This window comes from Polaribacter sp. Q13 (assembly GCF_016858305.2).
In the GTDB taxonomy this organism is placed as follows: Bacteria; Bacteroidota; Bacteroidia; order Flavobacteriales; family Flavobacteriaceae; genus Polaribacter.
The window spans coordinates 4,110,150-4,125,447 of the sequence record NZ_CP074436.1; the positions used below are offsets into that span (position 1 = coordinate 4,110,150).

At 29.8% G+C, this 15,298-nt stretch carries 21 protein-coding genes; 2 read left to right on the forward strand and 19 right to left on the reverse strand.

Annotated elements, in window-relative coordinates; translation table 11 throughout:
* Positions 1-3 precede the first annotated feature (3 nt).
* The 13 genes from JOP69_RS17350 to JOP69_RS17410 all read right to left on the reverse strand — a co-directional run bounded on the left by JOP69_RS17350 (position 4) and on the right by JOP69_RS17410 (position 9,827).
* Positions 4-882: a UDP-2,3-diacylglucosamine diphosphatase gene (locus tag JOP69_RS17350; RefSeq protein WP_203393611.1), complete on the reverse strand. Its 879-nt coding sequence runs from the start codon at positions 880-882 to the stop codon at positions 4-6.
* A 283-nt stretch (positions 883-1,165) separates the two neighbouring features.
* On the reverse strand, positions 1,166-1,306 hold the full coding sequence (locus JOP69_RS17355) for a hypothetical protein (RefSeq protein WP_203393610.1): 141 nt from the start codon (positions 1,304-1,306) through the stop codon (positions 1,166-1,168).
* An 18-nt stretch (positions 1,307-1,324) separates the two neighbouring features.
* The gene (locus tag JOP69_RS17360) at positions 1,325-2,185 is read right to left on the reverse strand and encodes a substrate-binding domain-containing protein (RefSeq protein WP_203393609.1); all 861 of its coding nucleotides are present in this window, start codon (positions 2,183-2,185) and stop codon (positions 1,325-1,327) included.
* Positions 2,186-3,055 carry a nucleoside phosphorylase gene (locus tag JOP69_RS17365; protein ID WP_203393608.1) on the reverse strand — a complete coding sequence of 290 codons (870 nt, stop codon included), beginning with the start codon at positions 3,053-3,055 and terminating at the stop codon, positions 2,186-2,188.
* A complete protein-coding gene (locus JOP69_RS17370; RefSeq protein WP_203393607.1) occupies positions 3,056-4,000 on the reverse strand; it encodes a DUF1835 domain-containing protein in 945 nt (314 codons plus the stop codon).
* A 52-nt stretch (positions 4,001-4,052) separates the two neighbouring features.
* Complete coding sequence (locus tag JOP69_RS17375; RefSeq protein WP_203393606.1) at positions 4,053-4,376, reverse strand: translation initiation factor; 324 nt, start codon at positions 4,374-4,376, stop codon at positions 4,053-4,055.
* Between the two features lie 77 nt (positions 4,377-4,453).
* Positions 4,454-5,401 (reverse strand): isopenicillin N synthase family oxygenase, encoded by a 948-nt coding sequence (locus JOP69_RS17380; RefSeq protein WP_203393605.1) that lies wholly within the window; start codon positions 5,399-5,401, stop codon positions 4,454-4,456.
* 63 nt (positions 5,402-5,464) lie between these two features.
* Entirely contained in the window at positions 5,465-6,190 is a 726-nt protein-coding gene (locus tag JOP69_RS17385) for a DUF6048 family protein (RefSeq protein ID WP_203393604.1), read from the reverse strand.
* Positions 6,171-6,644, reverse strand: coding sequence for a DUF6452 family protein (locus tag JOP69_RS17390; RefSeq protein ID WP_203393603.1), 474 nt, complete (start codon positions 6,642-6,644; stop codon positions 6,171-6,173). Before JOP69_RS17390 ends, JOP69_RS17385 begins: the two co-directional genes overlap by 20 nt.
* A complete protein-coding gene (locus JOP69_RS17395) occupies positions 6,634-6,924 on the reverse strand; it encodes a 4a-hydroxytetrahydrobiopterin dehydratase (RefSeq protein WP_166381745.1) in 291 nt (96 codons plus the stop codon). The genes JOP69_RS17390 and JOP69_RS17395 overlap by 11 nt, the downstream gene beginning before the upstream one ends.
* A gap of 158 nt (positions 6,925-7,082) precedes the next feature.
* Positions 7,083-8,537 (reverse strand): 23S rRNA (uracil(1939)-C(5))-methyltransferase RlmD, encoded by a 1,455-nt coding sequence (rlmD, locus tag JOP69_RS17400; protein WP_203393602.1) that lies wholly within the window; start codon positions 8,535-8,537, stop codon positions 7,083-7,085.
* Between the two features lie 100 nt (positions 8,538-8,637).
* On the reverse strand, positions 8,638-9,333 hold the full coding sequence (locus JOP69_RS17405; RefSeq protein WP_203393601.1) for an OmpA family protein: 696 nt from the start codon (positions 9,331-9,333) through the stop codon (positions 8,638-8,640).
* A 17-nt stretch (positions 9,334-9,350) separates the two neighbouring features.
* Complete coding sequence (locus JOP69_RS17410) at positions 9,351-9,827, reverse strand: lipocalin family protein (RefSeq protein ID WP_249987345.1); 477 nt, start codon at positions 9,825-9,827, stop codon at positions 9,351-9,353.
* Positions 9,828-10,113: 286 nt separating this feature from the next.
* Here JOP69_RS17410 and JOP69_RS17415 point away from each other — a divergent pair, with 286 nt between their 5' ends.
* A complete protein-coding gene (locus JOP69_RS17415; protein ID WP_105048061.1) occupies positions 10,114-10,272 on the forward strand; it encodes a YqaE/Pmp3 family membrane protein in 159 nt (52 codons plus the stop codon).
* A 45-nt stretch (positions 10,273-10,317) separates the two neighbouring features.
* Here the strand turns inward: JOP69_RS17415 and JOP69_RS17420 are convergent, their stop codons facing one another.
* The 3 genes from JOP69_RS17420 to JOP69_RS17430 are packed head-to-tail and all read right to left on the reverse strand — an operon-like array spanning position 10,318 to position 11,706.
* Positions 10,318-10,656 (reverse strand): tRNA-binding protein, encoded by a 339-nt coding sequence (locus JOP69_RS17420; protein ID WP_203393600.1) that lies wholly within the window; start codon positions 10,654-10,656, stop codon positions 10,318-10,320.
* A 3-nt stretch (positions 10,657-10,659) separates the two neighbouring features.
* Positions 10,660-11,124: a DUF962 domain-containing protein gene (locus JOP69_RS17425; RefSeq protein WP_203393599.1), complete on the reverse strand. Its 465-nt coding sequence runs from the start codon at positions 11,122-11,124 to the stop codon at positions 10,660-10,662.
* Positions 11,125-11,169: 45 nt separating this feature from the next.
* Positions 11,170-11,706: a YfiT family bacillithiol transferase gene (locus JOP69_RS17430; RefSeq protein ID WP_203393598.1), complete on the reverse strand. Its 537-nt coding sequence runs from the start codon at positions 11,704-11,706 to the stop codon at positions 11,170-11,172.
* Between the two features lie 295 nt (positions 11,707-12,001).
* Between JOP69_RS17430 and JOP69_RS17435 the strand changes: the two genes are divergently transcribed.
* Positions 12,002-12,958: a glycosyltransferase family 2 protein gene (locus JOP69_RS17435; protein WP_203393597.1), complete on the forward strand. Its 957-nt coding sequence runs from the start codon at positions 12,002-12,004 to the stop codon at positions 12,956-12,958.
* A gap of 50 nt (positions 12,959-13,008) precedes the next feature.
* Here JOP69_RS17435 and mazG read toward each other — a convergent pair whose 3' ends face one another.
* From mazG to def, 3 genes are all read right to left on the reverse strand, one after another.
* On the reverse strand, positions 13,009-13,788 hold the full coding sequence (gene mazG, locus JOP69_RS17440; protein WP_203393596.1) for a nucleoside triphosphate pyrophosphohydrolase: 780 nt from the start codon (positions 13,786-13,788) through the stop codon (positions 13,009-13,011).
* A gap of 336 nt (positions 13,789-14,124) precedes the next feature.
* Positions 14,125-14,547 (reverse strand): DUF5606 domain-containing protein, encoded by a 423-nt coding sequence (locus JOP69_RS17445; RefSeq protein WP_203393595.1) that lies wholly within the window; start codon positions 14,545-14,547, stop codon positions 14,125-14,127.
* Positions 14,548-14,642: 95 nt separating this feature from the next.
* On the reverse strand, positions 14,643-15,233 hold the full coding sequence (gene def / locus JOP69_RS17450; protein ID WP_203393594.1) for a peptide deformylase: 591 nt from the start codon (positions 15,231-15,233) through the stop codon (positions 14,643-14,645).
* Positions 15,234-15,298: the final 65 nt, after the last annotated feature.

A 15,298-nucleotide genomic window follows, 5' to 3' on the forward strand; every position in this document is an offset into this window, starting at 1 on the left:
TATTTATTTTAGAGGTTTTTCAATATCAAATTCTTTTAACAATTCTTCAAAAAGAAAATTATTTTGATCTTCCTTGTTTAAGTTCTTTAACTCTTTTTTGCTGAGTTTTTTTGTAGGTTTTTTAGCTATTTCATCCTTGGCATATTCATATAAATTCCATTGTTGGTTATGGTATTCTAAAGCGGTTAAGTTTTCTATCCAATCTCCAGAATTTAAATAAGTAGTTTTTCCTTTTTCATTTTCTATTTCTCTAATTTCTGGTTGATGTATATGTCCACAAATTACGTAATCATACTTGTTTTCAATAGCAATGTCTGAAGCCGTTTTTTCAAAATTATTAATAAACTTAACGGCACTTTTTACACTGTTTTTTATCTTTTTAGAAAGTGATAATTTTCCGTAACCAAAGAGTTTACTAATCCAATTTATAAAGGTGTTTATTAGAATTAAAAAATCGTATCCTTTTCCTCCTAATTTAGCTAACCACTTAGAATTTTTCATGGTAATATCAAAAACATCACCATGAAAAATCCATGCTTTTTTATCATCAATGTTTAAAACGAGTTTATTTAAAATTTTAAAATTTCCTAATTGAAAACCTTTAAATTTTCGAAGCATTTCATCATGGTTTCCTGTAATGTAATAAATGGTGGTTCCTTTAGAAAGGAGAGAAGTAATGTGTTTAATTACATTCATGTGAGACTTAGGAAAGTAACGTTTGTTAAATTGCCAAATGTCTATAATGTCGCCATTAAGTATTAATACTTTTGGCTGAATTGTTTTTAAATAATTTAATAATTCTTTAGCTCTACAACCATAAGTACCTAAATGTACGTCTGAAATTACAACATAATCTAATTTTCGTTTTTTTTGTTTTTTCATTTTGTATCATAAAAAGAAAAAGAATTGTTTCTTGTGTAAACAAGTTTATGAAGAAAACGATTTTCTAAATATATGTAAACAATTATCTTATTTCTAAGTTCTATCAAACATAAAAAGAGTATGTGTTGTAAACGTAAAATAAAAATGAAAAAAAGGTAAGATAAACTTTATGAAAAAGTTTACTAAAAGTTAGCTTACTATTAAGAGGTATAGTGTTTTAGAACGAAAAAAATCCGCAGTAAAAGCGGATTCATTGAATTTGAAATTAAGAAACAAATAGGTTTTAGGTTAAATCTACTTGCTGTAAGGTTGTTTGAATAGTTGTTGTATTGTCTGCTAAACCACAATGGCTAGACGTACTTCTACAAGAAGAGAAACAAAGAATTCCTAAAATACAAACTGCAATAAATACTACTTTTTTCATTGATAATGGTTTTTCGTGTTAAATGTACATATTTTTTATGAAATCACTAGAATTTTTCTTCTCATCAATAACGTTAAATTGTACCATTTTATTTTGTATGCGTGTAATTAAGTTTTTTGTAATAGGTTTTCCGTCATTCCATTCGGTAATTTTTAACCATTGCTGAATGTCTTCTAATTGCTGTTCATATCTTTCTGCAAGAATTACATCAATCATTTTACTTTTTTTAAAGTCTTTTGTTTCATCATTAATAATGTCTAAAACTTTTTTAACTTCTTCAAAATTATTTTCTAAAACTTCATTTCTAACAGCAATTACAAAGCAAGGCCATGGAGTAGGGCAGTCGTCAATTCTTCTAAAAGTACCATTATCTACCAAAGGTTTTGTGGTAAAATGTTCCCACATAAAATAGTCTGCTTCTCCGTTTGTTAAGGCATCAATTCCGCCTTGTAAATTGCCAATTACTTTAAATTTTAAATTAGCAATATTCCAACCTTGGTTGTAAGCATTTACAATGGCCATTAAATGAGAGCCAGAACCAAACCTACTAATAGCAATGGTGGCATGTTCTAAATCTTCTATATTTTTAAAAGATGATTTTGCGCCTACATGAATTCCCCAAATTAAAGGAGATTTTACAAATGTCTGTACAATTTTAGAAGGGTTTCCGTCTGCAATATCTTTAATAATTCCTTCGGTTAAAACAATAGCAATATCTACATCACCAGCACGTAAAGCTTTACACATTTGCCCAGTTCCTCCAGGAAAATCTTGCCAACGAAGATTAATATCTTGTTTTTTGTATGCTTTATTTTTTAGTGTTAAATACCAAGGGTAATTAAAATGCTCTGGAACTCCGCCAACATTAAGGTTTGTCATTTACTCTACTAATTTTTCAAGTGTATATTCTATTAATTCAGCAACTACTTTACCTGGGTTTTCGCTAAAAGATCCATTGGCTCTATTGGCAATAATTGCGTTGATAGAACAGGCTTTGTGTCCCAATAATTTAGATAAACCATAAATTGCTGAGGTTTCCATTTCTAAATTGGTAATTCTATGTTGGTTAAAACTAAAACTATCAATTTTATGGTTTAATTCATTATCCTGCAAAGCTAAACGTAAAATTCTTCCTTGTGGTCCGTAAAAACCACCAGCTGTAGCTGTGATTCCTTTATAGGTTTTGTCAGATTTTAACCTGTTTTCTAATTCTTTGCTATTTTCAATTACAATGGGATACGATTTTTTAGCGCTCCAATTAGTGTGTTGTACAAAAGCATTTTCAATTTCTGGATTCGAAATGGTGTCAATTTGATAAGAATGTAACATTCCGTTTAAATCTAAACCGTGAGAACCAATTACAAAAGAATCTACAGGGATATCATTGTGTAAAGAACCCGAAGTTCCTATTCTAACAATGTTTAAAGACGTTAAATTTTCTTTTGGTTTTCTAGTTTCTAAATCGATATTAACAAGTGCATCTAACTCATTTAAAACAATATCTATGTTATCAGGGCCTATTCCGGTAGAAATAACAGAAAATTGTTTGTTTTTGTAGGTGCCTGTAGTCGTTTTAAACTCGCGTTTTTGAGTAGTAAACTCGATAGAATCAAAATATTTAGAGATTTTATCGACTCTATCTTGATCGCCAACAAAAATTATGTTTGTGGCAATATGTTCTGGTTTTAAATTTAGATGATATACGCTTCCATCTGGGTTTAAGATAAGTTCAGATTGTTTTATAGACATTTAAGATGTAATTTGTAATAGTCTTTCAGATTGATTATTATATAAAAAACTATATTTTTTTGCACCACCAAGATACGAATTTTCATTGCGAAGTTCACCATAAAAATTAAGTTGGTTTTCTAGCACTTTTTTTCCTTTTCGAGATAATTTTACGGGATCGAAAGAGGTAAATAATTTTTGAAGTTGCTCTATATGATGTTCGTATTGCAAATCTCCAAAACCATATATAGTTTGTGATTCTAGTAATTGATTAACTAGTTGAGGTTTAGATGAAAAATTATGAGAATTTGCAGTTTCTAGTATGGTGTTTTCTATTTGGTTTAATCCGTTTTTAATGGATGGAAATCTTTGCAAATGTGCGGCTAAGGCGTCCGCTAAATGGATAAAAGGAGACATTGGGTTAAACTTATAGACCGTTTCTAACCTTAAAGGGCTATCTGAGCAATATAATTGCCAAATGTAGTCTGCGTACTCAATATCATCTAAAGATAAATCGATGCGGCTTTTATAAAGTTGCTGCATCTGATTTTTAGTAAGTTCAGAAAAACTTTTTAATTTGTTAGAATCTTTAGGTTTGCTACTTGTTACTAAAGAAATATGATACCCTTTTCTATAGATTTTTAACCAACTAATAACAGCAATCATATTAATTTGACAAAATAAATCATGGTCAAACCATAAGACAATCTCTTTGCTTTCTTTTTTACTGCAAAGCGTCCTGTATTCTTTTAAGGTAAAATCTATAAATTTCTTTTTACTAATGCTGTAAGAGGTTTTTAAGAAATCGAATCTGGTTTTCCAGAAAGTTTCACTTCCTACATCAACAGTAGTTTTTCCTTCGCACAACATTTCTCTCCAGGTAATAAAATCTCCAGAGAAATTCAGATTTTTAAGATAGTTTGTAGTACTATCTCCATTTGTAATATGTAATATAGAAGAACTCATAATTTATTAATAACGTTTACACTAATTATTTATGGTGAGGTGATTCTAATTTTTATCCACCAACACGTTTTACTTTAAATCCTTTATCTTTTAACATGGTCATTATTCGGTCTCTAAAATCTCCCTGAATAATAATTTTATCATCTTTAAAACTACCGCCAACAGACAGTTTTGTTTTAATTTCTTTTGCTAGCTTTTTAAAATCTGATGTTGCGCCTGTATAGCCTTCTAAGATGGTAATTGGTTTCCCTTTTCGCTTTTCGTATTTGCAAATAATAGGATCGTCTTGTAACCAAATATCCAATTTTTCTTTTACAGGTTCAATGGTTTCCTTATGTTCTGGAAATAAATTTTTTAATTGATCTTTGAAATCCATTTTTTATCAGTTTACAGTCTTCAGTCTTCAGTCTTCAGTTAACTTATTACTGCCAACTGAAGACTGATAACTGCAAACTATTTTTTTAATCCTAATTCTCTTAAACGTTCGTCTAAAAATTCTCCTGCCGTAATATCTTCAAATTGTTTTGGGTGCTTTTCGTCGATACAGTTTTCTAAAACATCTAACTTCATATCAGAAATAGGATGCATAAAAAATGGAATTGAATATCTTGATGTTCCCCACATTTCTTTTGGCGGATTTACAACTCTATGAATGGTAGATTTTAGTTTGTTATTACTGTGGCGCGATAACATATCTCCAACATTAATCATAATTTCGTCTGGCGCTGCCATGGCATCAATCCAATCTCCTTTATGGTTTTGTACTTGTAATCCTTTTCCTTGTGCGCCCATTAATAAGGTAATTAAATTAATGTCTCCGTGCGCTGCAGCTCTTTCTGCACCTTTTGGTTCTGTTTTTATAGGCGGATAATGAATAGGACGTAATATGCTATTTCCGTTTTTTATATAATTATCAAAGTAGGTTTCTTCTAAACCTAAATGTAAGGCTAAAGAGCGTAAGACATATTTAGCTGTTTTTTCTAACATTTGGTAAGTTTCTTTACCAACTGCATTAAACTTAGCTAATTCGTTTACTGTAACATTTTCTGGATATTCTTTAGCATATTTAGAGTCTGCATCTACATATTGTCCGAAATGCCAAAACTCTTTTAAATCTCCTTCTTTTTTGCCTTTCGCAGATTCTTTTCCAAAAGAGACATAACCACGTTGCCCTCCAATTCCAGGAATCTCGTATTTTTCTTTTGTTTCTATTGATAAATCGAAAAAGTTTTTTATTTCTCTATATAAGTTTTCTACTAACGTATCATCTAAAAAGTGTCCTTTTAAAGCCACAAAACCTATGTTTTCGTAGGCATGACCAATTTCATCGATAAATTGTTGTTTTTTGCTTTTATCCGAAGATAAAAAATCGGCTAAATTTACACTTGGTATTTTATTCATGATGATTAAATTAAAAAAATAAAGGACGTTAAAGTTACTAAAAAATACTAAATTGAAATAATATTATTTTTTCTTAAAGGGAATTAAGTAAGTCATGGTGTAATTAAAACCAAAACCGGTACTGCTTTCAAAGATTCTATTAAAACCAGGAGCATATAGGGTTTCGAAATTATCTGGCTCTTTTACACTCATTAAAATCTTATAAGAACCGCTAAAAGAAACGAAGAAATTTTTAAATGTTTCTACTTTTAAACCTATTACAAATTCAGACCAATGTGCATTTAAGCCAGAGGCAGTGTTTGCGGTTGTATTTGCGTTTGAAGGGAAATAGATAGGGTTATCATCTAAGCCAGTTATTACATTGGGTGTATAACTATTTAAAGTTTGATCGAAAAGACTAAAACCATAACGATATCCTATAAATATTTCGTTGTTCATGTCTAACCAGTTTTTGTAAACATTATAGTTAACACCTAGCCTTAAATAACTTCCTTTTACTGTAGAATTTGTGTAATCTTCTGCTGTGGTTTCTTCTTCATAACCAACTTCTGCAGCAATATATAAGTTTTTCTTAATTCTATAATCTCCCACAATTTCTAAACCCGAATACGTACTTTTGAATTGTGCTAATATTGGTTTACTAAGATCTACGCCTAGTCTTAGTCCGTAATTAGATTTGTAGATTATAGAGTCTTTTTTGGCATCTATAAGTGTGTCTTTTTTTTGTTCTTGAGATTGCCCATTAACAAAAACAAAAAGGAAATAGATGCTAATGAAATATTTGTACATGTGCTATATTTTGACTGTCTAGAGTTGTTAATGTAGATGGCGTAAATTCTTTTATCCAAGTATTATCAGAATAAAAAGTAACATCATTAAAAGTAACTTTATAGCCGCAAGAACGAGAAACGTATTTTTCTTTTGGTGTATAAGTTATGGTAAAAGTATCTACGTCTGTTCCGTTAGAAAATTTATAAACAGTTTTTGTATCTAAGCTATTCAAAGGAATATAAATAGAGTCTAAACTAGTACCATTAAAATTTGCGATGGTATCTTTTCCTTCTGCCCAAACATATAAAGTACTCACGCTTTTTAAGGTTTCCTTATTAGTGTCATCATAAAAACGCAACACCAATTTAGGAGTAACAGGGTTTTGCAAACAGAAATCATCTTTTGTACAAGAGGTATTTATAAGCAAACCAAAGACTAAAATAACTATAATTTTGTGTAAACTATTCTTCAACTTCTACAATTTTATTGATGGCTTTTGCCAATTTAAAATCTAATTTTGTAACCCCTTCTGCATCATGTGTGGTTAACTTAATATCTAATGTATTATAGTTATTTGTCCATTCTGGGTGATGGTTTAAAGCCTCACATTCAAAAGCAATTCTATTCATTGCAGACATACAATCTTTAAAGTTATCGAACTCAAAATCTGTATGCAAAGCATCGTCATAATAATCCCAATCTTGTAATTTTTCTAATTTCCTATTAATTTCGAAGTCTGTTAGTTTTTTCATTCTTTTTAACTTTTATTTTGAGTTACCAATATATAATGATTCTTACAAATATTTATTGTCCATTTTAATAAAATTATCTTAATTCTAATAATTTAGTTCACTTATTATTAGTTCTTTATGGAGTTTTATAAATAAACCTTTTTATAAACAAATAAGTTTTATGCTTTTTCAAACAAGACAACCGTTTCAATATGACTCGTATGCGGAAATTGATCTACCAAACTAATTTTTTTCATTTGATACCCCGCTTCTGCCAATAATTCTGTATCTCTAGCTTGTGTTGCAGGGTTACAAGAAACATACACCATTCTGTCTGCATTTAAATTGATTATTTTTTGTAGTGTTTTAGGTGCAATTCCTGCTCTAGCAGGATCTAAAATAATCGTTTTTATTTTATCTTGATATTCTGGATGTGCAACTAAGAACTTACCAACATCTGCGGCATAAAACTTTAGGCCATCAATATTATTTCTTTTGGCATTTTTCTCTGCATCTTCAATAGCGGAAGCTACAATATCTACGCCTACAATTTTTGCGTTTTCACTTTTAGAAGCTACAATTTGACCGATGGTTCCTGTTCCGCAAAATAAATCCATTACCACAGTATTGTCTACTTTTGTTTTGTCTTCTAAAACATATTCAACAACTTTAGAGTATAGTTTTTCGGCACATTTTGGGTTGGTTTGAAAAAAGCTTTTCATACTAATTTCAAAATTTAAACCTAATAATTCTTCTACAATTTTATCTTTTCCATACACTAAATCTAAACTACCTGCGGTTGCAATAGTTCTATCTCCGGTTTCGTCATTAATGGTATGTAATAAACCTGCTAAACGATCTCCAAAAATATCTTTAAGGAAAGTCGCAAATTTCTGTAAATCGAAATTCTCTAATTCAGGAGAGGTAGTAACTAAATTACATAGCAATTCGTCTGTTTTAAAAGATTTTCTTACTACAAAGTAACGGAAAAAACCTGTCTTTCTTGGTCCGTGCCAAGGTTCTAAACCGGTGTCTATACAATATTGACGAATGTTTTTTAGATTGTCTTCTAGTTGCTTATCAAACAAACCAGAATCTTTTTCTAAATTATCCCCCATCCACCAAACACCACGTCTTTTAAAACCTAGAGTGAACTCGTCTTTATCTCTTTTTGTAATTCTATCATAACCAATAGCAGAAAAACCATACTCCATTTTATTTCTGTAATGAAATACATTTGGAGAAGTAATAAATTCATCAAATAAATCTTCGATATTTTCTACTTTACCAATTCGTTTGAATAAAGATAAAGTACTTTCTTTTTTATATTGATGTTGTAAATCTATAGGTAATTGAATGTAAGGCGCACCCGGAATATCTTGAAAAGGTACTTCCACTTCATCTTCAGAAGGTTCTAAAACATCTATCAATTTAGCTTCTGCATAGTTTTTACTAGACTTGCTAATTTGTGCTTTTACCAACTGACCAGGTAACGTATTTGGTACAAAAACAACAAAACTTCCTTCTTCAGAATGGATTCTTGCAATTCCTTTTCCGCCAAAAGCGTAATCTTCAATTTTTAATTCTAAAACTTGATTCTTCTTTACAAATTTATTTCGTTCTCTACGTGGCATTCTTAATTGTTTATGGGATGCAAAATTAGGGAAAATATAGTTTGATGAAACAAAAAAGGCCACTCATTTGAGTGGCCTTTCTATAAAAGTAAGATTATACTTAGTTTCCTGCTTCTTTTTGTGCTTCTTTAATCATTTGTTCGTTTGCAACTATGGCAAATTCCACACGTCTGTTTTTACTTCTTCCTTCTGCAGTTTCGTTTGTTGCAATAGGATCATTAATACCTAAACCTTTGGTTTCAATTCTAGTGCCAAGTATTCCTTTAGAAATTAAATAGTCTTTTACCGAATTAGCTCTCTTTGCAGATAAAGTTTGGTTGTATTCTACTTTACCAGTGCTATCTGTGTAACCATAAATAGCAATATTGGTATTTTCATAACTATTAAGAACTGGAACCAATTTTTCTAAGTTTGCTTGTGCAGTAGCAGTTAAAGTAGATTTATTAGTATCAAACCTTACAGCATTTTCTCCTAAAGTTAACATAATTCCTTCTCCAACTCTTTCTACTTCCGCGCCAGGTAAAGCTTCTTCAATTTCACGAGCTTGTTTGTCCATTTTATTACCAATTACACCACCGGTAACTCCACCAATTACGCCACCTAATACAGCGCCTAATTCAGAATTTTTTCCATTTCCAACATTGTTTCCAATTACGGCACCTAAAATAGCACCTGCTGCAGTACCAATACCAGCACCTTTTTGAGTGTTATTTGCATTTTTAACAGCTTCACAAGAAGTAAGCATGCTTGCCGTTAAAAGTAATACTGATAAACTATAAATTATTGATTTTTTCATTGTGTTTCTTTAATTGATTATTGTCTTTGAAATGAATACGTAATATCTTTTGTTTGTCCTGCAACGTTAATTTGGTCTACCAAGTCGAAACTTGTTTCTGTTACATTTTTAATATTTAAAACAAAACCATTATTAACTTCTTTAGCCTTGTAATCGTTAATAATTTTTAACACAAAATTACCATCCTTATTAAGGTACCAAGTTATTGGAGAGCTAAATTCTTTACAAGAAGTATCTGGGGTGTTAAGAGACATTTCTCCTTTGTTATTATTTGAAATAAAGCTCCAGTTACTACCAACAAAACATTTAGAATCTGCAATGTAAAAAGAAGTAACATTTAAAAAATCTGATCCAGGAAAATTAACAGCTGTAATTGTGAAATTACCTTTTAATATTCGTTCGGTTTTATTGTCTAGTTTGGTACTAACAGCAGAAGTAGATTTACACCCAATAGCTGCAGTCATCAATAAGACAATACATAAAATTTTTTTCATAAGTAAATAAATTATTTTTTGCAAAGTTAAGAATAGTAGTTAGCATAATCTTTTTTTTATGCTATAATTTTAAGACACATGTAGATGTGAATAGTCACTATTATTGCTTTAATTTCTGTATTTTTTTAGCCTTCATTTTAAATAAAGTCTATTTTGCTATTTAAAGATGATTTTGGTAAGATTTTAAATAGAAAATACCATAGTTTAACTTTTATTTTTTTCAGTATTATTTTGTAACAAATCTATTTTTGGTTCGTCTTATTTATGTAACTAACTATATATAAATATGAGTTTTATAAGAGTATTATTCGCTATTTTTTTTCCGCCACTTTCTGTGATAGATAAAGGTTGTGGTTCTTTCTTTATTATTTTTTTATTAACGCTTTGCGGATGGATTCCTGGAGTAATAGGTGCTTTAGTAATTTTAAATAATCCTAAGAATTAATTTTTAGAGAATTGATATAAATAATCTTTTAGAAACCTTAAACCACTAATTAACTTGTTCTCCGTTTTTAATTTCTTTAGAGGCTTGTAATAAAACTACATTTCCATCTGTATTATAAACACCCATCACCAAACATTCGCTCATAAAGTTGGCAATTTGTCTAGGTTTAAAATTTACTATTACAGTAACTTGCTTATTTAAGAGGGCTTCTTTGGTATATAAATCTGTTATTTGTGCACTCGATTTTTTAATACCTAAAGCACCAAAATCAATTTTTAATTGATACGCAGGTTTTTTAGCTTTAGGGAAATCATTCACTTCAATTATGGTACCTATTCTAATATCAACTTTTAAAAAATCTTCGAAATTAATTTCTTCTTTCATCGGTTATTTTTTCTTTCCTAATTTCTGAATAACCCATAAAGGACCTATCAGTAAAAATTCTAAATCTTTTAAAAAAGAGGGTTTTGCTCCTTCTACTTTATGTCCATAAAACTGACCAATCCAAGCTAAAACAAAAATAATAAGAGATGCATAAAGTAAGTTTACTTGATTGGCTAGCAAAAAATTGGCTAAAATGGCTGTTAAAATTATAAATAACATTTCTATAAAATACCAAATACCTAATCGTAGATAAAAAACAGAAATAACAAAACCAACTATTACGGCCCAATTTTCTATTAATGGATTAGATAAATTTAAGGAGTTTTCTAAAAATGTAGTTGGTATACTCATGAGTAAACCAATAACACTAAAAAAAATTAATGGAACACAAATATAATGTATTGCTTGGTTTGTTTCATTTTGATGACTTACAGCATATTCGTCAAAATACTCTTTGGCAGTTTTCATGAATGTTATTTATAAGCTTAAAGATAAGTGTTTTTATACTATTTTTTATTTCCAGCCATTTCTAATCATTAACTCTTCTATGTGCGCAAAATGATGTTTGCTGTGCCAAGCATAAATACAAATACTTTCCTTTAAATGAACCTTTTTATTATCTGAAGGATGAATAAAAGTTTTTTCTAATTCAGCATCTTTTAAGTCACGTAATAAATATACCCATTTAGAATGTAAGGCCTTTAAAGCATCAATAGATAAAAAGATAGGTGCAGATTTAGCATCTTGTAATTCTGCCCAACGCTCTTCATAGTATGCTTTAATTATAGGATTGTCTTCTGTTAAAGTCCATTTAAAACGCGTATACGAATTATGATGACTGTCATAACAATGATGTACAACTTGTCTAATTGTCCAGCCACCTTCTCTGTAAGGAGTGTCTAGTTGGTTGTCCGATAGGTTTTTGGTTAAAAACTCTAGTTCTTGAGGGAATCTTTCTAAAATTGAAATCCAATCTTCAATATTTTTTTTGGTGATATTTTCTGGGATATTTGTTCTTCCTATCGGATATTTTAATTCTTCTAATGTCATTGTTGTTTTATTTATGAAACGTTTAGAATTTCTGTTTTTAGGGTTTATAGGTTACGCTTTTTTAAAGCTGATAAATGCATTCACCGTATCTTTTTCAAAAAGAGAAAGTTTTTCTCAATGATCAAAAACGTTCGATTTATTTGGGTATAAGATAGTATTTATTTTAAAAACATTTAAACTCGCATTAAAATTGTCTTTTTCTTAGTTTTATTTGATGTATGACCGTTCTATTTTTTACATTTACAAGATAGTTTTAAAATTTTTTAACCTTTAAAACTTTGAAAACCTTTAAAATTTGAGTCTAAATTTTTCTTTAATAATTCCTGTTTATAATCGACCTAATGAAATAGAAGAGTTGCTAGAAAGTCTTACCAAACAAGATTTTTCTACTGATTTTGAAGTTTTAATTATAGAAGATGGTTCTTCGGATAAAAGTGATTTAGTTGTAGAGAAATATAAAAATCAATTAGATTTAAAATATTTTTTTAAAGAAAATAGTGGAGCAGGAGCAAGCCGAAACTTCGGGATGCAAAAAGCTACGGGAAATTATTTTATTATTTTAGATTCTGATGTAATTGTACCAGAGCAGTATTTATCCGAAGTAAAAAAAGCTATAGAATCTAATTTTACAGATGCTTTTGGTGGACCAGATGCAGCGCATAGCAGTTTTACATCCCTGCAAAAAGCTATTAATTATTCAATGACTTCTGTTTTAACAACAGGAGGAATTCGTGGTAAAAAGCAAGCAGTTGGTAAATTTCAACCAAGAAGCTTTAACTTAGGTTTGTCTAAAAAAGCATTCGAAAAAACACAAGGTTTTTCTAAAATGAAAAACGGAGAAGATATCGATTTAACGTTCCGACTTTGGGAAAACGATTGTGAAACACAATTGATAGAAAAAGCATTTGTCTACCATAAAAGAAGAAGTACAATTCCACAGTTTTTTAAACAAACTTATGGTTTTGGAACCGCAAGACCAATTTTAAATAAAAAGTATCCATCAACAGCAAAACCAACGTATTGGTTTCCTTCTTTGTTTATTATAGGGATTGGTATAAGTATCATTTTAGCCTTCTTTGGCTACAATCAATTACTCTATTTCTATGGATTTTATTTCGCGCTAATTTTCTTAGATTCTTTAGTTCAGAATACCAATTTGTATGTCGCTTTTTTAAGTTTATTTACTACTTTAACCCAATTTTTAGGCTATGGATTGGGGTTTTTAGAATCGAAATTTATCCAAAAAAAATAATTAAGTAATAAACCTTAAAGGTTTTTAAAGTCATTGAGGTTTAGATATTTTTACCTAAAAAACTCTTTAGATTTTTCCCAATAGACATCCATTTCAGTTAAGGACATATCTGCAAGTTCTTTTCCTTCTTTTTTAGCTTCTTCTTCTAAAAATTGAAAACGATTTATAAATTTTTTGTTGGTTTTTTCTAAAGCATTTTCTGGGTTTACACCAATAAAACGAGCGTAGTTAATCATAGAAAATAAGACATCCCCAAATTCTTTTTCGGTATTTTCTTTGTTTCCAGCTTTCACTTCTTCGTTTAATTCAGTTAATTCTTCTTGTACTTTTTCCCAAACTTGTTCGGGTTTTTCCCAGTCGAAACCAACACCTTTTACTTTTTCTTGAATTCTGCTTGCTTTTACAACGGCAGGTAAACTTTTAGGAACACCTTCTAAAACGGATGTGTTTCCTTCTTTTAATTTTAATTGTTCCCAATTACGTTTTACTTCTTCTTCCGTTTCTGCAACAACGTCTCCATAAATATGAGGATGTCTGTGTATTAATTTGTCGCAAATAGCATTAGCAACATCACCAATGTCAAAAGCTTTTTGTTCGCTTCCTATTTTAGCATAAAAGACGATGTGCAGAAGCACATCGCCTAATTCTTTTTTTATTTCTGGTAAATCATTATCAAGAATAGCATCTACTAATTCGTACGTTTCTTCTATAGTTAGATGACGTAAACTTTCTAAAGTTTGTTTTTTATCCCACGGACACTTCTCACGAAGATCATCCATAATATCTAACAATCTATTAAAAGCGGCTAACTGTTCTTTTCTGCTATTCAAAATGATGTTTTATTAAAATGTCATTTCGAAATGAGTTGAAAAACGATTGAGAAATCTAACTAAGATTCCTCCTCATTCTTCGTTCGGAATGACAGTTGTTATTTTTTTTATATTAAATACCACAAACCTGCTCACTGAAAACTGAGACTGAATACTGCTTACTCTTTTTCAGTTTCTAAGTTGAATATTATGTTCAGTATATAGTAAATCTAATATGTTTATGAGATTTCTCAATCGCATAAAAAAGCTCATTTCGAAATGACAGTCGTTATATAATTTAGTTTCTAACACTTAATACCACAAACCTGCTCACTGAAAACTGAGACTGAATACTGCTTACTCTTTTTCCGTTTCTTCAACAGCCACTTCTTCTACTTTAGAAAAATCCATACCTGCTTTTACTAAAATATTAAACCACTGAATTACTTTTTTTATGTTAGAAGCGTATACTCTTTCTTCATCATAACCAGGTAAAACTTCAGAGAAAAAAGCTGTTAAATTTTTACTGCTTTCTTTATGAGATAAAGCTTCTTTACCTTCTGTTTTTTCATACATAGCGGTAAAAATGTTTAATAAAGGTACATCTTCTTCGTACGTGTAAATTGCTATGTTTTCTAACAAACTTACGTTTTGAGCAGCATTAATTGCTACACGTTTTTTTTCTACTAAAGATTCTGCTATTACGGCATTTTTAGATTGTGAGATTACTTGAAATAATCCAGGTTTACCTGTTACGGCAATAATTTTGTTAAATTCCATATTGTATATTTTGTTCTATATTATCTCGTGAGCGGTTGTAGTTTTAATTCGAAAACAAATAGTTTTCGTTTGCACACGGACAAACTTAATTTTTATTATTTACCTTTTTTAGCATTTGGGAAACGCATTCTGTAATCTACATTAATTTTCCCTTTAGAAATATTTTCTAATTTCTTTTTTATCAATCTTTTTTTTAGTGAAGAAAGTTTATCTGTAAATAAAATTCCATCTATATGATCATACTCGTGCTGAAAAACTCTTGCAGCTAAACCATCTAAGGTTTCTGTTTGGGTTTTAAAATCTTCATCTTGATATTCAATGGTAATTTCTGGCTGACGAAAAACGTCTTCTCTAACATCAGGAATACTTAAACATCCTTCGTTAAAAGCCCATTCATCACCTTCTTCTTTTAATATTTTAGCATTTATAAATACTTTATTGAAGTTTTTTAAAGCTTCTCTGTCCTTGTCAGATAAATCTTCATCTTCGGCAAAAGGAGAAGCATCAATAATAAATAAACGGATTGCTTTACCAATTTGAGGAGCTGCCAAACCAACACCAGAAGCATTGTACATGGTTTCTTTCATATTAGAAATCAATTTTTCTAAATCGGGATAATCTGCATCAATTTCTACGGACATTTTTCGTAAAACTGGATCTCCATAAGCTACAACTGGTAATATCATTTCTTTTTATTTTAAGATTGGCAAAAGTACAATTTAGAATTACGAATTACGAATTTTTGAATTAC

Excerpts from the sequence above, each read along its gene's own strand:
- JOP69_RS17380 (WP_203393605.1), bottom strand. The coding sequence starts at position 5,401 with ATGAATAAAATACCAAGTGTAAATTTAGCCGATTTTTTATCTTCGGAT.
- JOP69_RS17360 (WP_203393609.1), bottom strand. The coding sequence starts at position 2,185 with ATGACAAACCTTAATGTTGGCGGAGTTCCAGAGCATTTTAATTACCCT.
- JOP69_RS17365 (WP_203393608.1), bottom strand. The coding sequence starts at position 3,055 with ATGTCTATAAAACAATCTGAACTTATCTTAAACCCAGATGGAAGCGTA.
- JOP69_RS17445 (WP_203393595.1), bottom strand. The coding sequence starts at position 14,547 with ATGGAATTTAACAAAATTATTGCCGTAACAGGTAAACCTGGATTATTT.
- JOP69_RS17405 (WP_203393601.1), bottom strand. The coding sequence starts at position 9,333 with ATGAAAAAATCAATAATTTATAGTTTATCAGTATTACTTTTAACGGCA.
- JOP69_RS17430 (WP_203393598.1), bottom strand. The coding sequence starts at position 11,706 with ATGACATTAGAAGAATTAAAATATCCGATAGGAAGAACAAATATCCCA.
- JOP69_RS17370 (WP_203393607.1), bottom strand. The coding sequence starts at position 4,000 with ATGAGTTCTTCTATATTACATATTACAAATGGAGATAGTACTACAAAC.
- rlmD (WP_203393602.1), bottom strand. The coding sequence starts at position 8,537 with ATGCCACGTAGAGAACGAAATAAATTTGTAAAGAAGAATCAAGTTTTA.
- JOP69_RS17415 (WP_105048061.1), top strand. The coding sequence starts at position 10,114 with ATGAGTTTTATAAGAGTATTATTCGCTATTTTTTTTCCGCCACTTTCT.
- def (WP_203393594.1), bottom strand. The coding sequence starts at position 15,233 with ATGATATTACCAGTTGTAGCTTATGGAGATCCAGTTTTACGAAAAATG.
- JOP69_RS17350 (WP_203393611.1), bottom strand. The coding sequence starts at position 882 with ATGAAAAAACAAAAAAAACGAAAATTAGATTATGTTGTAATTTCAGAC.
- JOP69_RS17425 (WP_203393599.1), bottom strand. The coding sequence starts at position 11,124 with ATGAAAACTGCCAAAGAGTATTTTGACGAATATGCTGTAAGTCATCAA.
- JOP69_RS17410 (WP_249987345.1), bottom strand. The coding sequence starts at position 9,827 with ATGAAAAAAATTTTATGTATTGTCTTATTGATGACTGCAGCTATTGGG.
- JOP69_RS17385 (WP_203393604.1), bottom strand. The coding sequence starts at position 6,190 with ATGTACAAATATTTCATTAGCATCTATTTCCTTTTTGTTTTTGTTAAT.
- JOP69_RS17375 (WP_203393606.1), bottom strand. The coding sequence starts at position 4,376 with ATGGATTTCAAAGATCAATTAAAAAATTTATTTCCAGAACATAAGGAA.
- JOP69_RS17420 (WP_203393600.1), bottom strand. The coding sequence starts at position 10,656 with ATGAAAGAAGAAATTAATTTCGAAGATTTTTTAAAAGTTGATATTAGA.
- JOP69_RS17395 (WP_166381745.1), bottom strand. The coding sequence starts at position 6,924 with ATGAAAAAACTAACAGACTTCGAAATTAATAGGAAATTAGAAAAATTA.
- JOP69_RS17355 (WP_203393610.1), bottom strand. The coding sequence starts at position 1,306 with ATGAAAAAAGTAGTATTTATTGCAGTTTGTATTTTAGGAATTCTTTGT.